Genomic DNA, 21,650 nt, shown 5'->3' with positions numbered 1-21,650 from the left:
TATGAAGGCTATACCAAAAACAAATAAACTCACCGAGTGCGAATCGATGAGTGGGAATCAATATACACCAAATGAAAATCGATATCATTTGGATTTACATTAATTAATAAAACAGCAAAGGGGGAAGCACAGTGCCCTCCCCCTTTATTAATCAATTAGTAACGTACTTGTAACGTGGCCATGTAGTTACGGCCTTCTCCAAGCGTTACATTCGTGTTGTCGCCACCCATCATATAATCTGTATCAAAGACATTTTCCACATTGAAGCGCGCAATGAAATCTAGATTCTGATCATAATGGATAGTATGGGAGATACCCATATCTACACGTGTATAAGCATCTTTCTTGAACTTGTTGGCACTGTCACCATAACGCTCACCAACATAAGTTAAACCTAGGTTAACATTGGTATTGTTCTCAAACGCGTATCGAGACCAAACTGTTGCACCAAATTCAGGTACGTCTGCCGGACGGTTTCCAGCGTATTTAGCGTGACTTTTGTATTCAGCGTCTAGATACATTGCATTACCGTGCAAAGAGAAGCGGTCAGTCAGATAGCCCTGCATCGCAAATTCTGCACCACGGTGTACTTGCTCTCCACCTTGTGTCTTGGTGTAGGTACCGTCATCGTGTTTAACGTCAAGAGATACATCTTCAAGTGCTATATCAAATACCGCACCTGTTACAAATAAGCGCTCGTCAAACAGTTCCCACTTAGTGCCCAATTCGTATTGCTTACCTGTACGTGGCTTCAGATGCTCACCATCGTTGCGATACTCTTTACTTTTACTACTTGCCACTTCACCTTGTGGTTCAAAACTCTCTGAGTAAGAAAGATAGATAGAACCGTTGCTCTGAGGGTGGTAAATAACAGCCACTTTAGGTGTCAGTGCATCTTCAACAAGATCCTTGCCTTTGGTTTCTTCACGGTCGTAACGAATCCCAGCCAATGCTTGCCATTGATCGTTAAACGTTACCATATCCTGAATATAGAAACCGTACGAGTCACGCTCAGTTGGTGTTTTCGGCCCCGCATTTTCATAGCTCAAGCCGTCAGGTTTATCGAGTGGTTTACCAACTTGTGCGGTAAGCCCATCTATCGAGTCAGTTTTACCTAAGTAGTAATAACCTAGCCAGTTAGAGCCGACAAGTAACTGATGGTCAACACCCAATGCCGTAAATTCACCAACAAAGTCCAAAAACGCGGTATCATACTGCCAGTCATCTAGACGGTCATAGCCTTTATATTTATATGTACCAGCTTCTGAATCATAGGTTTCTGGTTTGGAGAAGCTTTCAGTATCATGGCGCAAGAAGTTCTGGTGGTTGTAGCTCGCAGACATGCGCCATACATCTGTTAACTGCGCGTTGATATCAATACCATAGTTTTCAACGTTGTTTTCGATCTCTGACCACTGAGCATCCCAGATGTGCTCGTTACCAAGAACTACCTTGCCATCTTTTACGTACGCACCGGAATCAACACTGCCCTTATCGCGTGTTTTGTCATAGTGAACAGAAACCATAACGTTGTCATTCACATCGTAATCGACAAACAACCCGCCGACGAAACGTTCAGTTGAGGGGGTGCTACCGTCAGTATAGGTACGCCAGTTGTCATAGGTTTGCTGTGAAACAATGGCACGGGCACGCAATGTTTGTTCTTCGTTTAGCGCACCGCTAACATCAACAACTGTACGAGATTCGTTATCAGAACCAATATCCTGGCTAACGTTTACCTGTGTTTCGTAAGTTGGTTTCTTAGAAACCATGTTGATCAAGCCACCTGGTGCTGACTTGCCGTACAACAGACCTGAAGGGCCTTTCAGTACTTCTACACGTTCAAGTAATTCAATAGGCTGGCGGTAATGGGACCAATGCTGCTTGCCATCACGCAAGAAACCACTGCCGCTTTGAACTTCGAAACCACGAAGGGAGTACGTCACACGATTACGGGTTTTGTCGCCAACCGACACACTTGAATCATTCTGTAAGACTTGATCCAGTGAACTGGCACGCTGTTCATCAATCAACTGCTCATCAATGACAGACACCTGCCCTGCTGTTTCAAGTTGGCTTGCTTCAATACGCATCGCTGTCGTGTTGGTATCTGCTTTGTAGCCATAATCACGACCTGTAACAACCATGTGTTCATCAACATCAGTTGTTGCAGTATGCTCTTGAGCGTAAACAGCAGGTGCCGCTAGGATGGCACCAATAAGTAAAGTCAATTGACTTTTGTTAAACATATTCCGTTACTCCAAATCGTTTGAGATACAGCGCCATGTTATTGATTTATTGATAGGCGGCTTGTTTGTACCCACATGCATTTTTGTGCTGAGCAGGAATATAAGTGATAAGTATTACCATTTGCAGTTAATTTACATTCTTTGCATTCGTAAAGAAGTGTCAATGAGCGTCAAGTTACCGTTTTTATAAGATCGCCATACGGGAAAAGTGTCATTTTTACATCGGAGAGGTATAATGCAGCGTTTTTAAAATTTATCGGTACATTTGAAGTGACAGAAGTAAACCTAGACAACGTTCGTCAGCAGCTGACAGCCCTTAACCTCAAAGCAGATAAAATGCGTTTTGTTACCGTATCTGCAATGGATGAGGAAACTCTTGAGTCTTGTACGACAACCGAGGGCGAATGTTTCTATAACAGCTATATGAATGTCATCTACGGAAAAGGCGATCGCTACGTGCTGGGCTACCGTTGTGACGAAGAGGTTGTAGACCATGCGATTATTCGCAAAGGTGATAAATACTATGACCCGACCTTGCAAGCTGAAGACGGTGACTTCAAAGAATACCAGTATGCTGTGATGACCGAGTTCACGGTATTCGACATGATGAAGCATGCCAAAAGCAATAAAGATTTCCCGCCTGACGTAGATTACATTTTCAGCAAAGCAGGCAAATTCAAAAACGTCATCGATGTAGAACGTTTGAAGAAATAACAATCAGCCCGATGCCAAGCATCGGGCTTTTCTTTTTACATTGCACTGGGCAATTGCACTTTCACCCGAAACCCCTCATCAAGATTTTCGGCTTTAACTGTACCATTCATGATCGTGACGGCCTCTTTGACAATCGCCAACCCTAGACCGTATCCGCCCGCTTGTTTTACCCGAGAAGACTCTATCCTGGTAAATGGGTCAAAAATAGTGGCTATATTCTGAACTGAAATACCTTTACCGTTATCTTCCACCCACATCTCAACCCCTTCTTCTCCCAAAGACCTCACCGAGACGCTTATTTTTGCTTGTTCGCCAGCATACTTGATAGCGTTGCCAATTAAATTATTCAATATTCGAAGGACCAAGCTGTTATCCGCTACAGCTAAAACTTCACTCTGGCTGCTGTGGTACGCTAATGTCTGCCCATTCGACAATGCATCTTTCATTTTATCGACCTGAAGTACACACAAACTAGAAAGATCGATAGGGTGCAGCTTAAGCTGATAGCTGGCATTTTCCAGGCGGCTATATTCTAGAATCTCACTAACAAGATCATTCATTTCAGTCGATTCTCGCTCTAGCCGAGCCAGCAAACCTTGCTGCTCTTCAGGCAACTTTCTTCTCAGTAAATGTAGCGCAAGGTCGTGACGTGCTAAAGGTGTCTTCAGTTCATGTGACACATCACGGATCAGACTCTTTTGCTTTTCAGATAAAGCATCAATCCGCCGGGTCATATGATCAAAGCTATTAGCCAAAGCCGCAAACTCTGTCACCGTCTCACCAACTTCATGGCTCACCCTTACCGAGAAATCCCCCTCAGCTAGTCGCTGGCTTGCAACCTGAAGTTTATTCAAAGGCTGTTGTAAGTGCCTAGCGAGTATCATAGACAGAACCCCTAATATCAGTCCCGCAATGACGACTTTGATGACTGTAAAATAGTAAGTAAAAAATCGCGCCGGATGGTGATGATGCGGAAATTGAATATAAATGGTATGGCCAGTCTGTAGTGGAATGGCAATGATTGGCTGATTAACCTCGTTATCAAAAACCGTATCTATATCTCGAGCATATTGAAGCTTAAATTCAAAATGCGGGTGCATGTCTCTGCCACTAATTGCCTGTTGGTTTTCATCTAACACAAACAAATAGTATTTCTGCCCCCTTTCCCAATCAGCTAACTCATCCATATCCCCTTCTCGGATATTGACTTCTGCTTGATAAGCCATTTCTATCATTTCGGCCTTTATCTTCTCAGGGACATGTAGCATCACTCTAACCATTGCCGCCTCAGCAAGGTTCTGCAACAGTAAGATAATGAACAAGCTAATCGCGAACGACGAAAATAGCTTGAACGCAAGCCCCTCTCGATCACCGAGGCAAAAAGCAGACTTTATTTTGTGAATAGCAATAAGACTCATTAGAATTTTCAAGCAGTATTTTTGGTCGGTACCTTAAGGCAAGAAGCATTCTCATGCAACCATTGTAAAATTGCTCCTCTTTGGGGCGAAACTGATCGTTGACTGGTTAATTTCACGGATCAAATTAACAAATTTTGTTTACATAACTGTCTTATTCATTATGTATCATGTTTAATAGTACATAACGTTAGCTAACGTGCTCCATATGAACAGCTTCACCATTGCAAGGACGCAACAAATGAAACGCTTCTTCACTCTTACACTTTGCTTTGTGATTTGGGGATGTAGTTCCGGTATCTATATTGACGTGCCAGAATCTATCGCTAATGAAACAAGCGAAACCGGTTATCTTGCAGGCAGCTTAGGAGTCACTACGGTATGGCCCTCAACGGGTGAAGGTATCATCACTACCCTCTCTATTCGCCCAGTCGGCAAGTCGGAAGAAATCACGCTAACCAATACTCAAGCAAAGTCTGATTTTGAAAACGACCATGATAAAGGCCAACTGTTCGTGGCAGAACTTCCTATCGGGCGATATGAAATCAACCAAGTACAATTTAAAGGAAGTAACGGTCGTAAAACTGTCCGTTCAACATCAAATCAAGATCTCGCGATTTATTTTGACATCACCAAAGATGAAGTCACTTATATTGGACAATTTATTACGTCTAGCCTGGTCGCAAATAGTCAATTATGGAATACACCCTACCCAAGTGGATTTGGTGTGATTCATCATAGCTACGCGACAACGAGAGATCATGGAATCATGTCAGAGCGTTTTCCGGATCTGAAAGCACTTTCATTTCATGAAGGTAAATTGCAAGGCTTTGATACGAGCAAATTAGCATCAAAAGTCATTGAGTATTAAGTGAAGAAATTACTGAAAGGGGATTTCTACTTGAATGAAGACATCTTCCAAGTCACGGTCTTCATGCCAACGATAATCAAAACGTAAACGAGGAGACTTACCGTTTTCTCCCCCTATGCCAAAGCTCATTTGTAGGCCGTACTTCTTTATCAGCTCTTTAACCTCTTCAACATCTAATATGTCATCTTCGGCAAACTTTTCCGGCATCCAAACACCCAATCCATAAAAACTGGATGAGGTATTAGAAGATACAAACGGAGAATCAAATTGGCGTGCCCAGTTATCCCAAAAGCTTTCTTGCTGCTTCTCAGTCGCTTTCCATTGAAACTGGGGGTCTGATAATGAAGAAGAGTCGTAACTTCCTGTCAACATTACTGGTTCGGCAAAATTCATGCAGTTAGACTGATTGCCGGTTAAGCTTTCAGCTTGTAACTCAGTCTCTTGATTACCAAGGGGCGCAATACAAGATGAAGAATTAAAATATAATGCCGTCAACAACAATCCAGAAGTTACGCTTAATACAACCATGATGAAAACTAATTTAAACCCACTACTCTGACTAAACGACAATTTTTCCTATTCGTCGTACCACTTATTTTCATGCAGCATTCTAGCAACATTTTTCGTAGTTAAATGTGATATTGTGTGACCATTGATGATTTGCTCACGAATTTGGGTACTGCGGACCTTGACGGTTTCTGGGCAGGCCAGTACCTGCCAGCGTTGCATTATTTCATCAGCTTTAAAGAATTTACCAAAGTTTAGGAAGTTGTCGGGGCCAACGACGAAAGTGAGGTTTGCTTCGGGATATTTTTGTTCAAACGCCTCCAGCACAGCAAACGTCGTGATAGCTTCATCCCCTACAGCAATCTCTTTTTCAAGTTGCGACAGTTCAAGGTTGTACTGGGAAACATCTTCAATAAAGGCTTCAACCAGTTTGCAGCGGGCATCATAGTCCAACATCTGCTTTCCCCAAGCATGGCTATAACTTGGTAGTAAAAACACTTTGTCAAAATGCGCTAGTCGCTCAATCACAGACTTGTGTCCAAGACTTGGTGGGTTAAAAGCACTGCCGAAGATGGCAATTGATGCTGTCATGACTGGAATGTCCTTTTTTTATGCCGTTTTACTGTTTATTTTACTTATTTAACGTAAGAGGATTGATCCTTACATAGAGTTATCGCATATTTTGCAAAAGGTTTAATGCAATTCATCTATTTTTTGCATTAAATGACGCTATATGGTTACAAATTGGGCAAGCCCCTGAGGATTGATTCATTATGGAACAGCTAATTCGCGATGAAATGCGCGTATTACCAGAAATTGATGTGGACTTTGAAATTGAACGCCGCATTGCGTTTATTCAAAAGAAACTCAAACAGTCAGGATGCAAATCACTGGTTTTAGGTATCAGTGGTGGTGTTGATTCAACCACGCTTGGCCGCCTTTCACAGTTGGCTGTTGAAGGCCTAAACGCTTCTGAGAACACCGACGATTACCAGTTTATCGCTGTTCGCTTGCCTTATGGCGAGCAAAAAGACGAAGATGAAGCACAGCTTGCCCTATCTTTCATCAAACCTACTCACTCTGTAAGCGTTAACATTAAAGACGGTGTAGACGGTACTCACGCCAGTACGCTATCGGCACTTGAGGGCACTGGCCTTATTCCAGAAAGCGAAGGTGCGATAGATTTTGTTAAAGGTAATGTAAAAGCGCGTACCCGAATGATTGCTCAGTATGAAATCGCTGGATTAGTGGGCGGTTTGGTTTTGGGGACTGATCATTCGGCTGAGAACATTACAGGTTTTTACACTAAGTTCGGCGATGGAGCCTGCGATCTTGCTCCACTATTTGGCTTGAACAAACGTCAAGTTCGCCAAGTAGCAGCCAAATTAGGTGCTCCAGAGTTGCTAGTACGTAAAGTACCAACAGCCGATTTGGAAGAACTCGCCCCTCAAAAGGCTGACGAAGACGCCCTTAACGTTAGCTACGATCAAATTGATGACTTCCTTGAAGGTAAGCCTGTCGACCAAGCTGTATCTGACCGCTTAGTTGGGATCTATAAGGCCACGCAGCATAAACGCCAGCCGATTCCAACCATTTACGACGAAGATTAATTCATCCGGCAGTTCCGTCGCTTAACGCCACTCAATGAAAAGGGCTCACTATGAGCCCTTTCCTTATGATGCTTCTGAGTAACGAAGCAAGTTGTCTAGTTCCCACCAAATGGCTTCACATAACCCTTTACGATAAACAGACTGCTTAAATGCTTGGTGTTCTTCTTGATAAAGTTGATAGTAATGATGATTGCTATATAAGCTCGCCCGCACATTTGCTAACCGATCACACGCTTTAATTATTAATGCGATTCTTGCGGCTTCCTCCACGGTATCTAAAATAGCCAATCTTTGATTGATTTGGTGCTTCCTATCTTGCCGACTCTCTAATTTATCATCTGTCATATAACCAACAGCATCAGCAACCAAGAAACCGAAATCAGCCGCTAGTTCATCAATCGTGGTTTCAGTATCTTCAAGTACGTCATGCAGTTGAGCCACTATCATGGCATCAGTGCCAAAAGGGCTCGCTAAACGAGAAACTGCATCGAGATGGATATAATATGGAACGTCACCGTACATTTGTCCTGTGTGCTTGGCTCGGGCCAATGTACGAGCCTTGAGGTAACGGTTATTCATCCTTCCCTCCTTCATCTAAATCTGACACGACCACACCCAAACAAAATTAGGCCATATTGAAATTTAGGATGTGATTCACTCTTTCAAAGAATGATTTTACTCATTCCCACATAAACTACTGGGATTTATTGCACGATTTGATGAAAAAACGGGCGCCAATTGGCGCCCGTTTCATAGATTCGTATCAGGGGTAAGACAATTTATTCCTGCTCGTCTTCCGACTCTGCTTTTTTTGCTTCAGCTTCACGAATAGCATTAGCCACTATCATAATCGCTTCACCACTGCTGATCCCTTGTGCCATCAGTTCATGAATTTTTTCTGCCGCTTCTTGTTGCTGCGCGTGAGTCAGTGTCGGAGTGTTGTTAAACATAAATCATCATACCCGAAATAATTGAGCGCATAGTTTATTGACTTGCGCTCAAGATGTCACCTGATATTTAACGTTAACCTGGGCGTCCATCTAAACGAGGTTTAGACAAAATCGGATAATACACGGCTGTAAAAATTGCGAACGAAAAGGCCCATAACCCAGCCGATACTACATATGCCTGAATTGTGATGGCAGGATAAATAGCAATCAACAACGTACGAGATAATGTCGCCAATACCAGCGCAGCAAAAGCCACCACCATCAGCGGTTTAATTTGTAGTGGTCGTCCTGTATGGCCTAATGACACACGGGCAATCATTGCTAAGATCATACAGCCAATTCCACCCACAGTTAACGTGTGTAAAGCGAGACTATATCCTACACTGCCCGACCAGAAATGAAGCCCTAGTAGTAACATACCTATCACCATGGCCAAATATGCAAAATGCAGAAGCCATAGTAGCGGAACTTTTACCGTGGATAGGTTGCGCCAACGCATGAATCGGATTAGATTCATCAAACCTGTCACAATAAGCAACGCTGGTAGTGTAAATGCTGAAGTGTTTTCAGGTACGGGTAAGAGAACATTCAGTAGCAGCAACCAACTTGGCACTAACGCCCCGTACTCCAACCACTTGATTCGTGTAATTTGCTCCGTTTGCGTACCCCGCCAAGTAAAGAACGGAATCACACGGCCCCCGACAACCAGTACAATCACACTTATCACCGTAACGGCGGCGAAAGACACTGTACGCAAAGGAATATCGACTAATCCTAAAGCTATAAGGTGAAATAGAGCGTTTAACACTGTCATCAATACAATTAACGGTGCAAAAAACAAGTTATTCCATTGACGGCGAATGATAATCGGATGGGCAAGGAAACCAGCAGCCAGCGGCATCCAAGTTAAATCAATCAGCATCCAAACTGCGTTTGGTGTACTTAAAAACATCGCTAATCTAGCGATTAACCAAAAAGCAAAGATTACAGCAAGTTTCCAGCCCCTAACTCCTGGATTACCCGTCCAGTTTTGAACAGCCGTTAATAGAAAGCCAATTATGATAGCCCCTGTAAACCCAAACAGCATTTCATGGCTATGCCACCATACCGGATTACTATACATGTAGCTCGCTAGAGAAACATTCCCTGCCCAGAACAGCCCCCAAAGAAGCATAGAAACAACAGACAGTATGCTGGCTGCTAGGAAAAATGGTCGGAAGGCTAAACGAAATAAAGGCAGGATCTTCTGCTCTTTTTCGCTATCAAGAATTTGCATCATGGTTTCATCACCCACTTTAAAGATGCATCAATAATACACCTTAAAAGTTGCAATGAAAATACATGTTTAAATTTAAAATCACTCTAGGAGAAATAGCATTTATTAATCAGGCATTTAAAGTCAAACGCATTAAGAAAGTTGATGAGGCTTCGACTTTACATCTCAGAATGCTCTACCGGTCTCGTAATACTTTGAATATCACGGACGGCAATTTCCCCCTGCCATCGACTATGAATGATTCCGACACTTAGCCAATAACGTCCATCTGGTAAATCAACATCAGGTAACGTCGTCGGTAGTTTGCCATCCACATTTTCCGTCCACAACGGAGTCCAAGAGGTGTCATTAAGATCGTAAATGTTCATTGATAGAACAGGCGATGGGCAAACCTTATCCGGCAAACCGTTTCGCTCTATCCGCCAATTTTGACTATCAACCCAACCAATTCGCTGCTTATTTTGAGGTCGGGTTAAGATCACCCAGGTTTTGTAGCTCTCTTCACCATCAGCACTGATAATCATTTGGTAGAGACCTTCACTGCTCGCTTTTTCTAACCGCTTGGTTTCAAGCGAAAAGTAACCACCCTTATTCGTTTTTGGGGTAGCCGATAGGACGGATTGCTCCGGCCAACGAATAAAATCAATGTTAGTAATACGCTGTTCTGAAGTACCCGTAATTGCAAGGCGAGGCAAAACTTGGTTCTGGTTTTGAACCATTTCACGTTGGATCACTAAGGTGGTAAGCCATGGAGGCAACGCTGTGGTATCAAGACTTCGCCCACAATCCTCAGTAATTGCGAGCTGAATCAGATCGTTAAGATTGTTTTGCTGTTCAATGTTAGGGGCTTGCTGCCAAGCTTGTACCATGGCACCGAAACTCTCGTTGGTTTTACCTTCGAGCAATTTTTGATGGGCCATAGTAAACACATCTTGTGATACAAACCAGTTAGCAAGTGCATTCGGCGCCCACAGCGCCGAATGCAAAACTAATAGAGAACAGGCAACCGAGAAGTGTGACATCTTATGCCGATTTCATTCGATAGCCCACACCACGGAGGGTCTCAATTTCAATACCTGGCAGCTTCTGTCGCAACTGAAGAATATGGGTATCAACTGTACGTGTTGTCGGGTAATGGTTATAGCCCCATACCTGATCGAGCAACTCATCACGGGTAAACACGCGCCCTGCGTTCTTCGCTAAAAAGACTAAAAGCTCGAACTCTGTACGCGTTAAAGTGACAGCGTCACCACCCTGAATGACCTCACGGCTATCCAGATCAATCGTAATATCGCCGACAGAAACCGTATTACTTGGAACAGCCTCAGGCGCACCAGAGCGAAGGTGAAGACGAATACGAGCAAGTAACTCTTCTTCAGCAAAAGGCTTGGTAAGATAGTCTTTAGCACCAGAATCTAAGCCAATGACTTTATCTGACACTGATACCATCGCAGTCAGCAAAATCACAGGTACATGTTTAATCTTCAACCAGTCACCCAAGTAACTTAGAGAGTCCCCCTCAGGTAACTGACGGTCAAGTACAACGAGATCAGCTTGAGCCCAGTGCTCAGCTACATTTGACGCGCAATCAGCATACAGGCAGTGGTAACCTGCCCCTTTCAAGCTCTCGAGTAAACCATCAGCAAGGTTGCGGTCATCTTCAACCAGAAGCAGAGTTTGATTCACACGGTATCTCCAATATAAAAGTGGTCGGAGGGCCAACTAACTTCATTCGCCCCCCCATTCTTCGGATCATCGATTCAACGATTGTAAGTCCAAGCCCTAGTCCGCGTTCGCTGACGAATGGCTTTCTTAATCTTGCCCAGTCTTTTGCACCGAGCTGACCGTTATCTGAAACGCTTACAATAAGTTTTCCGTTAGAATACGATGATGTTAATTTTACAGGCTTAACGCCATACTTATGGGCATTAGACAACAAATTGTCGATACAAGTGCCCAACCAATAAATATTTACATCTACAGGGCGATCCTCAGCAAGCTCCAGTGTTACCTCATACGGCTCACTCAGGTACTCAACCCACTCATTAAACGAATCAACATGTTGTACACTCAACTCTTGTTGATTCGCTTGTAAGTAATCTTTACTTGCTTCAGCAAGCTGTCTCAAGCGCCTTGAGTCTTCAGTCAAGCGCCTAAACTCATCATATAGGGTTTCCGGCAGCGCATCAAAATGTCTGCGAAAACCTTCCACGGTCATTGCCAAGCTGGCGATAGGCGTACGCAGTTCGTGAGTCAGAATCTGGAGTACCAGCATTCTCTCTTGCATCGCCCGGCGACGAATACGCCAACGATAAAAACCCCAACCGAATAGTAGGCTGACATTAACAACCAGCAACCCGACTAAAAGATAGAAGGTAAGATGCGATTTATCTTCTTCTTCCCAGCAAATGTTGCCGCTTTTCAAGATACAAAAGCTCGTCGTATCTAGCCGAGTGAAGTTCACATCAAACTGGCTCAGAACAGGCGACCACCTCGGCTGATCATAGATATTGTATTCATTGCCATTGCGTATCCAAAGCTCACCGTTCGAAATGAAGGCTTCTGCCCCAGCAATATAGACTTGTATTTCATCGCGACTCATCCGTTGCAAACGCCCAAGTGCAGTATTCGTCGGGGCTAGGTCTCGCTCTTGGATATGAAGAAAGTCACCTAATTTCTCTTTAAGATCAGGATGCTTCTCCAAATACCTTGAGGCATAACTCCCCCCACCTGGATGAATGTACCCCGCCCTAGCAAACCAACCGATAGGTAGCACAGTGTTATTACAAATAGCGCGAGTGAACACCAATGGCTGAGTGAGCAACGGGGTAACCGGCCAAGGCCCTTTACAGCTCAACGAACTGTTATAAAGGCGCTGAAGCGATTTCAGGGGATAAGTCGATGACTGTGGCAACAGAGATGAGGGTATCAGCAGTTGCGTTGGAAACTGACCTTGTAGTTGTCTGAAATCATACGTCGCTACTGCCTCGCTTGCTAACAGTTCAGCCCGAACGCCATTGAGACGCTCAGGTAAGTTTTTTGCCGAGGCAGTATGGGTGCCAGCAAGCAGCAATGAGATCAGTAAGACGATTTTTTTCATAAAGTGAAGTCTATCACCCCGCTTTGGGGATATGTCAGGGCTTTGTCATTAGCCTGATGGATAAATGTGCATTCAAAACATGCTTATCAGCTTCGATAAACAAACGGCAATGAGATATAGAAACTTAATCCTATCGATAATTTATTATAACTAACAATCAATTATAAATAATTTACATCGTTTATTTTAATTGATCACTACATACTGAACAAAAGAAAGGGAGCACTTGGCTCCCTTTCAGTTACTACACTCTGAAGTTAGATGTGCTCAAGAATCTTATTACAAGACTCTTTCGCATCACCAAACAACATCTGCGAGTTTTCTTTGAAGAACAATGGGTTCTGAACACCAGCGTAACCTGTGTTCATTGAACGCTTAAAGACGATTACGTGCTTGGAGTTCCACACTTCCAACACAGGCATACCTGCAATCGGGCTGTTTGGATCTTCCATCGCTGCTGGGTTCACCGTATCGTTAGCACCGATCACCAACACGACATCGGTTTCACTGAAGTCGTCGTTGATTTCATCCATTTCAAGTACGATGTCATAAGGGACTTTCGCTTCAGCCAATAGAACATTCATGTGGCCCGGAAGACGACCCGCGACAGGGTGAATACCAAAACGTACATCAACGCCTTTGTTACGAAGCTTTTCTGTGATCTCATGAACTGGGTACTGGGCTTGAGCAACCGCCATACCGTATCCAGGAGTGATAACCACTGAGCGTGCATCTTTTAGCATTTCAGCCACTTCTTCTGCCGATGCTTCCTGATGTTCACCATGGTCTTCATCAGCTGCAGCGGAAGAACCATCTGTGCCGAATCCACCAGCAATAACACTGATGAAAGAGCGGTTCATCGCCTTACACATGATGTATGACAGGATTGCACCAGAAGAACCCACTAGCGCACCGGTAACGATAAGAAGGTCGTTTGCCAACATGAAGCCTGCTGCCGCAGCTGCCCAGCCTGAGTATGAGTTCAGCATGGAAACAACAACTGGCATATCCGCACCACCAATAGATGCAACCAAGTGGTAACCGAAAGCAAATGCAATCAAAGCAACGACGATCAAAGCTAGAGTTGAACCTTCTGCTTTAACAAAGGCAACCATCAACAAGAAAGAAACCACCACCGCAGCCAAGTTCAACTTATGGCGATGAGGAAGCATTAGCGGTTTAGATGAAATACTCCCGCGAAGCTTACCAAAGGCAACTACCGAGCCGGTAAAGGTCACCGCACCGATGAACACGCCAAGGAAAATTTCCACCAAGTGGATATTCAACATCACCCCACTAAGATCACCATGGTCAAAGTAGGTGTTGAAACCAACCAATACAGCTGCCATACCCACAAAGCTGTGAAGAATAGCAACTAGCTCTGGCATCTCGGTCATTTCCACGCGTCTTGCGTAGTAAATACCAATCGCACCACCAATAATCATTGCGATAATAACCCACACAGTTCCCTGTGATTCTGGGCCGAAAATTGTCGCGATCAAGGCGATTGCCATACCGGCAATACCGTAGTAGTTGCCCGAACGTGCCGTTTCCTGCTTAGAAAGGCCCGCCAGAGACATGATAAATAATACCGCAGCAACAATATAAGCTGCTTGTACGATTCCTGCAGACATTTGTTACTCCTTTATTTATCTTTGCGGAACATTTCAAGCATGCGCTTGGTTACCGTGAAGCCACCGAATATATTGATACTGGCTATCAAAACAGCAATAAACGCGAGGAAGGTGACCAAGCCACTTCCCTGTCCTATCTGCAGTAATGCACCAACGATAATGATGCCCGAAATTGCATTGGTAACCGACATAAGCGGTGTATGAAGCGCATGTGTAACGTTCCACACCACGTAGTAACCCACCACGCAGGCCAAAACAAATACCGTAAAGTGAGACAGGAATTCAGCTGGTGCGTAGTTAGCTACCCAACCAAAGGCAGCAATACCTGCAGCCATAAAACCATATTTTTTGGCCGGAGAGGTTGGCTTTTCTTCCTTGACTACAGGCGCTTCTACAGGCTTTGGTTCAGGCGCTGGTGCAGCAGAAACCTTAATCGGTGGCGCAGGCCAAGTAACTTCACCTTCTTTGATTACCGTTAAACCGCGCAGAACTTCGTCATCAAAATCAATGTCGATAGTGCCGTCTTTTTCTTTACATAGCAGTTTGAACAAGTTGACCAAGTTTGTGCCGTAAAGCTGAGAGGACTGTGTCGGCAGGCGACCAACCATATCGGTATAGCCAATAACTTTGACGCCATTGGCGGTGGGAATTACTTTACCCGCCTCGGCATATTCACAATTACCGCCATTAGCCGCAGCCAAATCGACGATCACGCTACCCGGCTTCATCGAATCAACCATTTCTTTGGTGATCAATTTGGGTGCTGGGCGGCCAGGAATCAAAGCAGTTGTAATGATGATATCAACTTCTTTTGCTTGTTCGGCATATAGCTTTTCAGCGGCTTTATTGAAGTCATCAGACATTTCTTTGGCGTAGCCGTCGCCTGTGGATGTGTCTTCTTTGAAGTCGACTTCAAGGAATTCGGCACCCATAGATTCGACCTGCTCTTTAACTTCAGGGCGAACATCAAAAGAGCGAACGATTGCCCCCAAGCTACCTGCGGCACCGATAGCCGCAAGGCCAGCAACACCTGCCCCAGCGACAAGTACTTTAGCCGGCGGAACTTTACCTGCAGCGGTAATTTGCCCGGTAAAGAACCGGCCAAATTCATGGGCAGCTTCAACAACTGCACGGTAACCCGCAATGTTTGCCATCGAGCTCAATGCATCCAATGCCTGTGCTCGTGAAATACGAGGAACCGAATCCATCGCCATCACATTGATGTTTTTGCCAGATAGTTTTTCCAGCAAATCTGCATTCTGTGCAGGCCAAATGAAACTGACTAAGCTTGCCCCTTCTTTGATCAGGTCAAACTCGTCAACACCCGTCTGAGCATTAACTTGTGGTGCATTTACCTTCAGAATAATATCTGAAGCCCACACATCCTCTAAACCAACAACAGTGGCGCCAGCTGCTTCATAGGCGGCATCATCAAAACTTGCATGAATACCCGCACTCTGTTCAACAGCAACACTGAACCCCATTTTAATAAACTGCTCAACCGTCTTGGGCGTTGCAGCTACTCGCGTTTCATTGGCGAGTATTTCCTTAGGCACACCGATTTGCATTATTAATCCCTAAATTACGGCAAATAAGTAACAATTTTTTATCCAACCACGAACATAATATCAAGCAGTTTGTAGCCGAAACACAAAATAAAATTACACAAGCCTCGTTATGATTAACAAATGTTACCTTCTAACAGTAAGAAAATAACGTTTACAACACCTGGACAGAGGTCAAACCACAAATAAAATTAATAATGCACGCACTTAAAAATGCATAAATCACTAATATTACTTGGTTTAACTTTATAAATGCCCATCTTCAGTATCCTGAATAGTGTCTTTGTCGTTTAAAACACCAAGGAGATGAGGTTGCCCTGAAAGGAAATACAATCATCATTCCTTGATGAGTGTTGCACTACATACATTTACTGCAGCTCTCTCTACCTTTATGGATTGCCTGCTAGCGGTAGAGATAACTAGCAGGCCAAAAAGAAAAATCAGCCGAACATCTTATCGCCAGTCTGATCAATAAACATCTTTGCCTTATTAATCATGAATGACTCAGCATCTGCTTTGGAAGACAAGAGATCAGAACGAACGAATACATGCGTTTTCACTTCATCTCCAAACTGTTTGCAAATACGTCCAGCGATACGAAATTGCCCACCCTCTGCCTTGGGCTCCGGATAGATCAAATATCCTTCATATTCAATAGGCTCTACATCTGCAACTTTCGTTTCTTGCTTACCTAGGCCAAATAGTTTTGATAAGAAACCCACTTCAATTATCTCCAAAAATCGTTCTGATACAGTGACATCTTGCCATAATCTAATAATAAAAAATGAAAGCAAGATTAAATTCTTGGAAATCTGTTGCTAAAGCGTAGAAATCTCTAGCTATGGATAGGACTCTCCCCTTAACGAAACAATATTTTGCACATCATTCAGATAAGCAATATTTATCTTGTGAGTAGTTCGCAATCATGTACAAAGCGGTTTGATCTTACCAAGCAACATAATAAAGGGTGAGAACCGTCCAGATACAAAAAAGCGCCGGAATTCCAGCGCTTTAGTGTTCAAAAATCTCAGATCCTTAGCGGTACATACCGATATCTTTCTGAAGATGTACCGGTAAATCTGAAACATTGTACTGCTTAGCGGTAGTGCTACGACCAAAAACAATATCTAATGCGTGTGCAATCAATCCTTTGAAATTTACCGCATAGGCTTTTTTGTCCATTGCGGTTGGGGTTGCGATGGTGTCAAAATTCATTGCCTGTGCCATGATTGCCTCTCGTTTGTATTTTTATCAACTGCAGATATTTTAGGCTGATCAGATCACAACCAAAAATGACAATATTTCGACAAGAAGATTAGTTTTTCTAATGTGTTAATCATGCGTTAATATGATTTTTACCACCACGAAAGATCATGCATGGCTTTTGAATAAATCTACATATTTGGGCTGGTTTATGCCTAACTATCAATTTCCTTGCATATCACACGAAATTCCCGTAACAATACGTCAACAAAAATATTTTCGGAATTGTGTGATGTTATCGTTTCTTGCCAAACATTCGTCTCTTTTACTAATCGTTGCGACCTTGCTCGGTTTTCTATGGCCTGAAGCATCACACGCTGTATTCCCTTCCCTTCCCTATGTTCTGTTCTTCTTGATGCTGTTTACCCTCGTTGGGATTGAGCAATCTTCACTATTAAAAGTGTTGCGACAAAAACAATGCTGGGTTTACTCGTTTCTGCATAGTATCGGTATGACAGTGATTGCCGCTACGCTGGCGATTGTCTTTGATGCATCAGAGTCTCTATTAATCGCTATCGTTGCTGTTACCGCTACCGGATCCCTTTTTGCAACCCCAGCCATAGTCCGTTCTGTAGGATTAGATGCTTTATCGGCCATGGCCATGACCATTGCAACTACGTTGATGATGCCGTTGGTGCTTTATATTAATTTGCTGATTTTTCAGAGTGACGGGTTTACCTTAGACATGGCTAACTATAGCCTTCGCCTGTTAATCTTCATTGTTTGTCCTATGGCCTTTTCAGCCCTTGTCTATCGCTTAGTACCGAGGCAAACCTTAACAAGGGTACATGGCAAACTTTCTCAATTAACAATTATTCTTGTCTTTGCATTTCCTTTTGGTTTGATCGGCCCTTATAGAGATATTTTTGATGCCAGCCCTACCCTGGCTGGTCAATATTTAGCCATTGCGATTAGCCTGTGCTTTCTTTTTTTCATCGTCTGCGCTGCGCTTTATTTTCGGCAGGGAAGAAACATTGCTTTGCTGACTGCTATTACTTCAGCAAACCGAAATGTTTTACTCACTTTTACAGTGGCCGGTAGTTACTTAGGGCCAGATTTTCTGATTCTACTTGGTGCTCTTCAAATACCCACCTATGCGTTACCTTTATTCATTAGATGGATAAACAACCACATTACAACTCGCGATTATTCACCTCAAACCAATCACCTGGAATAACATGCACAGATGTTTTAACTGCCTGATGTCAAAAATATCAACTAAAGAAGTCTATTCTTCTTGCGTGAGATTTTTCTTTTCCTTATAGTTCAGAAGAATTCTCAGGGCGGGGCGAAATTCCCCACCGGCGGTAATCCTCGAATAGGAAAGCCCGCGAGCGCTTATTTCTTGTTGTTTCAAGGTATAAGGTCAGCAGATCTGGTGAAAAAGGCATAGCCTTTCAGTCCAGAGCCGACGGTTAGAGTCCGGATGAAAGAGGATCTCAGTACAGTACTTGTCTATCAAACGGACAAGGATTTTTTATGCAGTACAATCACTTACCAGTGATGCTGTATACTATTTCTTGCCAGTTACTTGAGTGACTGTGCTTGCTGAATTTCCATGCCCTGATTCTGGTAAATGTTTATTTTAGGAGTTAATTACCATGAATCAGTCTCTACTTACCCCTTATGGCTCAGCTTTTGAACGTGTTGAAGCCGGTCTTGAAGCCATCCGTCAAGGTCGCGGTGTTTTGGTTGTTGATGATGAAGACCGTGAAAACGAAGGCGATATCATTTTTGCTGCAGAAACACTAACCAGCGAGCAAATGGCGTTGATGATCCGCGAGTGCTCGGGCATTGTTTGCCTATGTTTGACTGAAGAACGTGTCGAACAACTTGAGCTGCCAATGATGGTTGTAAACAACACCAGTGCCAACCAAACAGGCTTTACGGTTACTATTGAAGCTGCCAAAGGTGTAACGACCGGTGTATCGGCAGCAGACCGCGTTACGACAATTAAAGCTGCAATCGCTGATAATGCCGTACCTGCCGACCTTAGCCGTCCCGGGCATGTGTTCCCACTAAAAGCCAACTCAGAAGGTGTTTTAGGTCGTCGAGGCCACACTGAAGCGACGATTGATCTTATGCGCTTATCAGGGTTGAAACCTTACGGTGTGCTATGCGAACTCACGAATCCTGATGGAACAATGGCTCGTCTTCCTGAGGTCATTGAGTTTGGTAAGATCCACAACATGCCTGTGCTTACTATCGAAGACTTAGCAGCATACAGATTGGCTAAAGAAGTGGCTAATTCGGAATCAGTCGAAACGGTATCAGCTTAATCTTAAGTTCAAAGTAAACTTATAGACATATCGAAATATTGCCGAGTAAGTGAATTACTCGGCAACTAAATTCGATAAAAGATAGTAATTATGCTGCTGGCATAAAATACATAAGTAATGCCCAAGCTGATACCCAACCCATCACAAGCGCTATATCGCTCCAATCTTTATTCATCCTTGACTCCAGATTCTGACTTCAGATGTGATCTACACCCCGTCTTTACGACAGTGAGGTTTTCAATTAATTCACATAACTAGTAAATAAAACTATCTATTGTGATATATCGACAAGAAAACTGGATGCTTTAAATAAAAAAACCGGTGAGTCAAAACTACCGGTTTCTATATCTATCGTTGGCAAAACAATTTAGTTAGGCTACATCTTCTTGCTCACAATGACAAGGGATGTAGTTAATCATTACTTCTTCAAATGCGCCGAATGTCCCCCGGTGTCTTGCATACTCTTCAAAGGCATCAGCCATAGTGATATTTAAAGGTATCGGGTCCACGTTGTTATTAACCAGTGCATCGTACCCTTCCTTACCTGTTGCGGTATACCCAGAGGATACAGAAAGGTAAACAGAATCATCCTGGATATCTTCCCAGTTTCCATTCTTGTATAGCTTTAATAACTCGATGCGCTGCCCTTGGGAGGCGCAGCAACGGTAGGTATATTTCAGACGAGAGGTATATGGGAAACTTCCGTTCCCCGTCCCTTCTACACCGTTATCAATAGCGTTATTAATTGCACCCTCAAGTGCTGAACGTAATTGCTTTCCACTTACCTCATACACCATCAAGCCAATTGCAAATGGCAGTAGCCTACCGGAAATATCTGCTGCAGTAATAGGACCTGCATGCAAAGATGCCCTTACACCACCCGCATTATGGATACCGAAATCTACAGCATGACCCCGTTGCCTTGATGACCAAACGAAACTATCGACAACCAAGGGGGCTATTTGGCTCGGCCCTTTTTGGTCAGGTACGCGAATATGGCGGAGTGATTCCGTCAAATCAGCCACTTTCTGCGTTTGCAGTTCTCTTACCGCAGGGCGATAGTCTTGGTTAAGTAAGTTTTCAATATGTGGGTCTTTAACACAAAAGCGCACGTTTGCTTGAGCGAGAAGGTAATTCTTCACCAGCTCATGAGTAGAATCATCAAGGTGCTCGCTACGGCTAGCATCGACAGTGAACTGCCTGCCTAGCAGTAGTTGATTCTTACCTCCAACTTTCTCTACCGTGCCATCAGCACTAAAGTCGATCTCTAACTGCCCCAACGAAAGGGCATTACAACCTGCTTGTACGACACAGGTCCCATTAACTTGCACGGCATATTCATCGGAAGCGCTAAAGCCAATATTACTGAAATCACCTTGCATTGTATGGGAATGGCCACCGATAATTGCACCAATTCCATCAACCTGACTGGCAAGCTCTAAATCTCTCTCATAACCCAGATGACTCAATAGTATAATTTTATTGATACCAGCCTGGCGAATTGCTGTAACAGTCTGTCTGGCAACCAATGTTACATTTAAGAACTGCGTATCTGGATCAGGATTGGCAATGCCCGCCATATTTTCAATCGCAAGACCAAAAATGGCGACAGGCTCGCCGTCTACATCTTTAACAAGGTACTTAGCACACTCATTTTCATTGTCATATGCCAGCACATTGGACTTGGGAGCCAGTGGGTTTAGCTTGGTTAGATGCTCCTGAGATAAATCCCAGTTTCCTGCCAGCAAAGGGAAATTAACTAAATCCATAAAATCAGCGACGACCTGATTCCCCATATCGAGCTCATGGTTACCCAATGCCATTGCATCGATACCAATCGCATTAAGAAGGGTCGCATTAGCCTTACCTTTGTATAACGAAAAGAATAACGTCCCTTGGAAACAATCTCCGGCATGAACAAATAGGAATTCGCGCTGTTGTAAATGGGCCTGCTTTTTTACCTCTCTCACCGCAGACGATACCCGTGCGAAACCACCACAACTCGCATAGACCGGCATGGGCAACTCTGACGTGCTCAATGGTATCTGGAGTGCGATTGTTGATGGCTCAAAGTGTGAGTGAGTATCATTGATATGGGCAATGGTTAACTTTGCCGAGCGATGTTGTGTCATAAAGCGTTATAGGCCTCCACATATTCAGAGCAGATATCTTATACCAAAAACCGTTCAATCTCAGATTTTTATACGCAATTTCTTC

General features: G+C 43.7%; 20 protein-coding genes and 1 riboswitch. Of the genes, 5 read left to right on the top strand and 15 right to left on the bottom strand.

Features of this window, described 5'->3' with window-relative positions; translation table 11 throughout:
* Window positions 1-155 precede the first annotated feature (155 nt).
* Complete coding sequence (locus C9J01_RS02380; protein WP_107296497.1) at window positions 156-2,249, bottom strand: TonB-dependent siderophore receptor; 2,094 nt, start codon at window positions 2,247-2,249, stop codon at window positions 156-158.
* A gap of 270 nt (window positions 2,250-2,519) precedes the next feature.
* Between C9J01_RS02380 and C9J01_RS02375 the strand changes: the two genes are divergently transcribed.
* Window positions 2,520-2,963, top strand: a complete 444-nt coding sequence (locus C9J01_RS02375; RefSeq protein WP_107296496.1) for a hypothetical protein — start codon at window positions 2,520-2,522, stop codon at window positions 2,961-2,963.
* A 35-nt stretch (window positions 2,964-2,998) separates the two neighbouring features.
* Here the strand turns inward: C9J01_RS02375 and C9J01_RS02370 are convergent, their stop codons facing one another.
* On the bottom strand, window positions 2,999-4,381 hold the full coding sequence (locus tag C9J01_RS02370) for a HAMP domain-containing sensor histidine kinase (RefSeq protein WP_107296495.1): 1,383 nt from the start codon (window positions 4,379-4,381) through the stop codon (window positions 2,999-3,001).
* Window positions 4,382-4,619: 238 nt separating this feature from the next.
* Here C9J01_RS02370 and C9J01_RS02365 point away from each other — a divergent pair, with 238 nt between their 5' ends.
* Window positions 4,620-5,249, top strand: a complete 630-nt coding sequence (locus C9J01_RS02365; RefSeq protein ID WP_107296494.1) for a hypothetical protein — start codon at window positions 4,620-4,622, stop codon at window positions 5,247-5,249.
* A gap of 9 nt (window positions 5,250-5,258) precedes the next feature.
* On the opposite strand, the gene C9J01_RS02360 is transcribed toward C9J01_RS02365, so the two are convergent.
* Entirely contained in the window at window positions 5,259-5,777 is a 519-nt protein-coding gene (locus tag C9J01_RS02360; RefSeq protein ID WP_107296493.1) for a hypothetical protein, read from the bottom strand.
* Window positions 5,778-5,825: 48 nt separating this feature from the next.
* Window positions 5,826-6,347: a nicotinate-nicotinamide nucleotide adenylyltransferase gene (locus C9J01_RS02355; RefSeq protein ID WP_107296492.1), complete on the bottom strand. Its 522-nt coding sequence runs from the start codon at window positions 6,345-6,347 to the stop codon at window positions 5,826-5,828.
* 182 nt (window positions 6,348-6,529) lie between these two features.
* Between C9J01_RS02355 and nadE the strand changes: the two genes are divergently transcribed.
* Window positions 6,530-7,366: an ammonia-dependent NAD(+) synthetase gene (nadE, locus tag C9J01_RS02350; RefSeq protein WP_107296491.1), complete on the top strand. Its 837-nt coding sequence runs from the start codon at window positions 6,530-6,532 to the stop codon at window positions 7,364-7,366.
* A 63-nt stretch (window positions 7,367-7,429) separates the two neighbouring features.
* Here the strand turns inward: nadE and C9J01_RS02345 are convergent, their stop codons facing one another.
* The 10 genes from C9J01_RS02345 to C9J01_RS02300 all read right to left on the bottom strand — a co-directional run bounded on the left by C9J01_RS02345 (window position 7,430) and on the right by C9J01_RS02300 (window position 17,118).
* Window positions 7,430-7,945 carry an HD domain-containing protein gene (locus tag C9J01_RS02345; protein ID WP_107296490.1) on the bottom strand — a complete coding sequence of 172 codons (516 nt, stop codon included), beginning with the start codon at window positions 7,943-7,945 and terminating at the stop codon, window positions 7,430-7,432.
* A gap of 200 nt (window positions 7,946-8,145) precedes the next feature.
* A complete protein-coding gene (locus C9J01_RS02340; RefSeq protein WP_107296489.1) occupies window positions 8,146-8,316 on the bottom strand; it encodes a YoaH family protein in 171 nt (56 codons plus the stop codon).
* 73 nt (window positions 8,317-8,389) lie between these two features.
* Window positions 8,390-9,595, bottom strand: coding sequence for an NnrS family protein (locus tag C9J01_RS02335; RefSeq protein ID WP_201797778.1), 1,206 nt, complete (start codon window positions 9,593-9,595; stop codon window positions 8,390-8,392).
* Window positions 9,596-9,750: 155 nt separating this feature from the next.
* On the bottom strand, window positions 9,751-10,614 hold the full coding sequence (locus C9J01_RS02330; protein ID WP_107296488.1) for a DUF2861 family protein: 864 nt from the start codon (window positions 10,612-10,614) through the stop codon (window positions 9,751-9,753).
* Between the two features lies 1 nt (window position 10,615).
* Window positions 10,616-11,278: a response regulator transcription factor gene (locus C9J01_RS02325; RefSeq protein ID WP_107296487.1), complete on the bottom strand. Its 663-nt coding sequence runs from the start codon at window positions 11,276-11,278 to the stop codon at window positions 10,616-10,618.
* Window positions 11,253-12,692: a sensor histidine kinase VxrA gene (gene vxrA / locus C9J01_RS02320; RefSeq protein ID WP_107296486.1), complete on the bottom strand. Its 1,440-nt coding sequence runs from the start codon at window positions 12,690-12,692 to the stop codon at window positions 11,253-11,255. Before vxrA ends, C9J01_RS02325 begins: the two co-directional genes overlap by 26 nt.
* A gap of 257 nt (window positions 12,693-12,949) precedes the next feature.
* The gene (gene pntB / locus C9J01_RS02315; protein ID WP_107296485.1) at window positions 12,950-14,326 is read right to left on the bottom strand and encodes a Re/Si-specific NAD(P)(+) transhydrogenase subunit beta; all 1,377 of its coding nucleotides are present in this window, start codon (window positions 14,324-14,326) and stop codon (window positions 12,950-12,952) included.
* An 11-nt stretch (window positions 14,327-14,337) separates the two neighbouring features.
* Window positions 14,338-15,894, bottom strand: coding sequence for a Re/Si-specific NAD(P)(+) transhydrogenase subunit alpha (gene pntA / locus C9J01_RS02310; RefSeq protein ID WP_107296484.1), 1,557 nt, complete (start codon window positions 15,892-15,894; stop codon window positions 14,338-14,340).
* Window positions 15,895-16,331: 437 nt separating this feature from the next.
* A complete protein-coding gene (locus C9J01_RS02305; RefSeq protein WP_107296483.1) occupies window positions 16,332-16,613 on the bottom strand; it encodes an HlyU family transcriptional regulator in 282 nt (93 codons plus the stop codon).
* Between the two features lie 313 nt (window positions 16,614-16,926).
* Entirely contained in the window at window positions 16,927-17,118 is a 192-nt protein-coding gene (locus C9J01_RS02300; protein ID WP_107296482.1) for a hypothetical protein, read from the bottom strand.
* 121 nt (window positions 17,119-17,239) lie between these two features.
* On the opposite strand from C9J01_RS02300, the gene C9J01_RS02295 reads away from it, so the two are divergent.
* Together C9J01_RS02295 and ribB are read left to right on the top strand one after the other, a co-directional pair.
* Window positions 17,240-18,331 (top strand): hypothetical protein, encoded by a 1,092-nt coding sequence (locus C9J01_RS02295; RefSeq protein WP_336596059.1) that lies wholly within the window; start codon window positions 17,240-17,242, stop codon window positions 18,329-18,331.
* 93 nt (window positions 18,332-18,424) lie between these two features.
* Window positions 18,425-18,596, top strand: a riboswitch (FMN riboswitch).
* Window positions 18,597-18,755: 159 nt separating this feature from the next.
* Window positions 18,756-19,433: a 3,4-dihydroxy-2-butanone-4-phosphate synthase gene (gene ribB, locus C9J01_RS02290; protein ID WP_107296480.1), complete on the top strand. Its 678-nt coding sequence runs from the start codon at window positions 18,756-18,758 to the stop codon at window positions 19,431-19,433.
* A gap of 371 nt (window positions 19,434-19,804) precedes the next feature.
* Here ribB and C9J01_RS02285 read toward each other — a convergent pair whose 3' ends face one another.
* Window positions 19,805-21,565, bottom strand: coding sequence for a bifunctional metallophosphatase/5'-nucleotidase (locus C9J01_RS02285; RefSeq protein WP_107296479.1), 1,761 nt, complete (start codon window positions 21,563-21,565; stop codon window positions 19,805-19,807).
* Between the last annotated feature and the right edge of the window lie 85 nt (window positions 21,566-21,650).

It is taken from the genome of Photobacterium rosenbergii (genome assembly GCF_003026455.1).
In the GTDB taxonomy this organism is placed as follows: Bacteria; Pseudomonadota; Gammaproteobacteria; order Enterobacterales; family Vibrionaceae; genus Photobacterium; species Photobacterium rosenbergii.
Note: the sequence above shows the minus strand (reverse complement) of the source record. Positions and strands in the feature narration are given on the sequence as shown.

Bases quoted from the DNA above. Each gene is read 5' to 3' on its own strand.
- C9J01_RS02330 (WP_107296488.1), bottom strand. From the start codon at position 10,614: ATGTCACACTTCTCGGTTGCCTGTTCTCTATTAGTTTTGCATTCGGCG.
- nadE (WP_107296491.1), top strand. From the start codon at position 6,530: ATGGAACAGCTAATTCGCGATGAAATGCGCGTATTACCAGAAATTGAT.
- C9J01_RS02355 (WP_107296492.1), bottom strand. From the start codon at position 6,347: ATGACAGCATCAATTGCCATCTTCGGCAGTGCTTTTAACCCACCAAGT.
- pntB (WP_107296485.1), bottom strand. From the start codon at position 14,326: ATGTCTGCAGGAATCGTACAAGCAGCTTATATTGTTGCTGCGGTATTA.
- pntA (WP_107296484.1), bottom strand. From the start codon at position 15,894: ATGCAAATCGGTGTGCCTAAGGAAATACTCGCCAATGAAACGCGAGTA.
- C9J01_RS02345 (WP_107296490.1), bottom strand. From the start codon at position 7,945: ATGAATAACCGTTACCTCAAGGCTCGTACATTGGCCCGAGCCAAGCAC.
- C9J01_RS02335 (WP_201797778.1), bottom strand. From the start codon at position 9,595: ATGATGCAAATTCTTGATAGCGAAAAAGAGCAGAAGATCCTGCCTTTA.
- ribB (WP_107296480.1), top strand. From the start codon at position 18,756: ATGAATCAGTCTCTACTTACCCCTTATGGCTCAGCTTTTGAACGTGTT.
- C9J01_RS02365 (WP_107296494.1), top strand. From the start codon at position 4,620: ATGAAACGCTTCTTCACTCTTACACTTTGCTTTGTGATTTGGGGATGT.
- C9J01_RS02285 (WP_107296479.1), bottom strand. From the start codon at position 21,565: ATGACACAACATCGCTCGGCAAAGTTAACCATTGCCCATATCAATGAT.
- C9J01_RS02340 (WP_107296489.1), bottom strand. From the start codon at position 8,316: ATGTTTAACAACACTCCGACACTGACTCACGCGCAGCAACAAGAAGCG.
- C9J01_RS02380 (WP_107296497.1), bottom strand. From the start codon at position 2,249: ATGTTTAACAAAAGTCAATTGACTTTACTTATTGGTGCCATCCTAGCG.
- C9J01_RS02300 (WP_107296482.1), bottom strand. From the start codon at position 17,118: ATGGCACAGGCAATGAATTTTGACACCATCGCAACCCCAACCGCAATG.
- C9J01_RS02295 (WP_336596059.1), top strand. From the start codon at position 17,240: ATGATTTTTACCACCACGAAAGATCATGCATGGCTTTTGAATAAATCT.
- C9J01_RS02360 (WP_107296493.1), bottom strand. From the start codon at position 5,777: ATGGTTGTATTAAGCGTAACTTCTGGATTGTTGTTGACGGCATTATAT.
- vxrA (WP_107296486.1), bottom strand. From the start codon at position 12,692: ATGAAAAAAATCGTCTTACTGATCTCATTGCTGCTTGCTGGCACCCAT.
- C9J01_RS02370 (WP_107296495.1), bottom strand. From the start codon at position 4,381: ATGAGTCTTATTGCTATTCACAAAATAAAGTCTGCTTTTTGCCTCGGT.